Annotated in this window: 2 protein-coding genes; both read right to left on the minus strand. The window is 65.0% G+C overall.

Annotation, left to right across the window (positions count from 1 at the left end):
* A partial coding sequence (locus FNJ47_RS45630) for an ABC transporter permease subunit (protein ID WP_163163288.1) occupies positions 1-680 on the minus strand: 680 nt, incomplete at its 3' end.
* Positions 681-875: 195 nt separating this feature from the next.
* A partial coding sequence (locus FNJ47_RS45635) for an ABC transporter substrate-binding protein (RefSeq protein WP_163163290.1) occupies positions 876-2,407 on the minus strand: 1,532 nt, incomplete at its 5' end.

Here is a 2,407-nt window from a genome sequence, read left to right on the forward strand (position 1 = left end):
TCGCGCAGGCCTTTTGCGCGCAGCGCCTCGACGAAATCCTGGCTCAGGATGTCACCGGTCAGTGCGCGGACCGTGCGGGTGACGATGCCCATCGGGATCACCGAGGTGGTGACCGCCGGCAGCACCAGATAGCGCAGATGCTCCCAGTCCCACGCCCAGGCGCCGGAGCCGCCGGGACCGGCGCCGACCGCAGGCAGCCAGTTGAGCTGCACCGAGAAGATGATGACCAGCACCATGCCGAGCCAGTAATGCGGCAGCGAGACGCCGGCGATCGCAATCGAGGTCGCGACCTTGTCGACCCAGGTGTCGCGGAAGTAGCCGGCGATCAGGCCGAACAGCAGGCCGAGCGTGAAGCCGATCATCGCGGCTGCGATCGCCAGCATCACGGTGTTGCCGACCGCGCGCATCACTTCCGACAGAACCGGCCGTCCAGTAGCAATCGAATTGCCGAGATCGCCATGGATCGCGCGCCACAGCCACAGGCCGAATTGCACCGGCAACGGGCGATCGAAGCCGTAGGCGCTGCGCAGTTGCGCGGCGAGCTCCTGCGAGGCATCGGCCGGCAGCACCGCGACCAGCGGGTCGCCCGGCGTGATGTGCACCAGCAGGAAGCACACCAGCGCCACGCTGAGCACGATCGGAATGACGTAGACGATTCGTCTGGATGTATAGGCAAGCACGTTGCGTTCTCTCTTCCTTCTCCCCTTGTGGGAGAAGGTGGCGCGCGTAGCGCGCCGGATGAGGGGTTCTATCCGCGGATACAGTCATTGCACAGCAAGGAGGATCGCCCGCGGAGGCAACCCCTCACCCGGCTTCGCTTTCAGCGAAGCCACCCTCTCCCACAAGGGGAGAGGGTTCACGTTACGCGGCGCGCCTCACGGCACGACCGACACCGGCGAGAAGTCGACGAACCAGCTCTTCGGCTGCACGAAGCCCTTGACTTTCGGGCTCATCGCGCGCGGCGCGACGTCGTGAGCGACGTAGAGGAACGCCGCATCGTCGACCGAGGCGGCGTGCAGCTCGGCAAGCGCCGCGTCACGCGCCGCCGGTTCGAAGGTCTGGCGAGCTTTCTTCACCAGTTCGTCGAACTTCGGATTGTTGATGAAGCCCCAGTTGTTCGAGACCGGCGGCGCCATGCCCGATTGCAGGAAGCGCACCAGCGCGAAGAACGGATCCATCGCAGCATAGGTGACGTTGGTCGCATTCGATCCGTTGGCCGACGGATCCTTGGCGCCGCGCCGCCAGTTGGTGAACAGCGTATTCCACTCGATGACGTCGAGCTGCACATCGAAGTAGCACTCGGCCAAAGCCTGTTGCAGATACTCGTTCATCGGCAGCGGCAGCATCTGGCCCGAGCCGGACGCCGAGGTCTGAATCTTGACCGTCAGCTTCTTGTTCGGACCGAAGCCCGCCTCCTGCATCAGCTTCTGCGCAGCCGGCTTGTCGTATTTGATCTGGAAGGTCGGGTTGCCGCGCCAGGGATGGCCGGGCTCGAACGTGCCGGTCGCCGGCACCATCAGGCCCGCGAGCAGACCGTCGCGCAGCCCTTCGCGATCGACGCAGAGATTGGCGGCCTTGCGGACGCGGATATCATTCCACGGCGAGCCCTCGACGCGCGAGAACTGCCACGGCCAAACATGCGGCTCCTCGTTGGAATAGAGATTGAAGCCGCGCTGCTTGATCTCGGGCAGTGCGTCCGGCGCCGGCGCCTCGATCCAGTTGACCTGCCCGGACAGCAGTGCCGCGGTGCGGGCATTGGCCTCCGGCATCGGCAGCAGCACCATCTTGTCGGTCTTCGGCACGCGCGCCTTGTCCCAGTAGTTGTCGTTCTTCACCAGCTCAAGCCGCTCGCGCGGGGTGAAGCTCGACATCTTCCAGGGACCCGTGCCCGACGCGTCCTTGGCGAACGCGGCCCATGCGGCCTGCGACTTCGCCTTGGCATCGGCGCCCTCGGCCTTGTCGTAGAATTGCTGCCACTTGGCCGGGCTCGCCATGAACAGATTGGTGAGGTTGATCGGCAGGAAGCTGTCCGGCTCCTTGGTGGTCAGTTCCACCGTCATGTCGTCGATCTTGCGCGCCGAGACCAGCGTCGGCATGCGCGAGGCGGTGACGCCGACCTGGCTCGGATCGAATTGTGGTGTGTCCTGCTTCAGCACCTTGTCGACATTCCAGACCACGGCGTCGGCATTGAACGGCGAGCCGTCGTGAAAGGTGACGCCGGGACGCAGCTTGAATACCCACTTGGTCTTGTCGGCATCGTCGACCTTCCATTCAGTTGCAAGGCCCGGCACCAGTTTGCCCGGCCGGTCGGCAACGTCCATCTCCCAGGCCACCAGCGGATCGTAGATCGTATAGGCCGTAAACTGATAGGCGCCGGCGCCGCGATCGGGCTGGCCGGTCGTCAGCG

The sequence above is a fragment of the Bradyrhizobium uaiense genome, assembly GCF_010811875.1.
Classification (GTDB): domain Bacteria; phylum Pseudomonadota; class Alphaproteobacteria; order Rhizobiales; family Xanthobacteraceae; genus Bradyrhizobium; species Bradyrhizobium uaiense.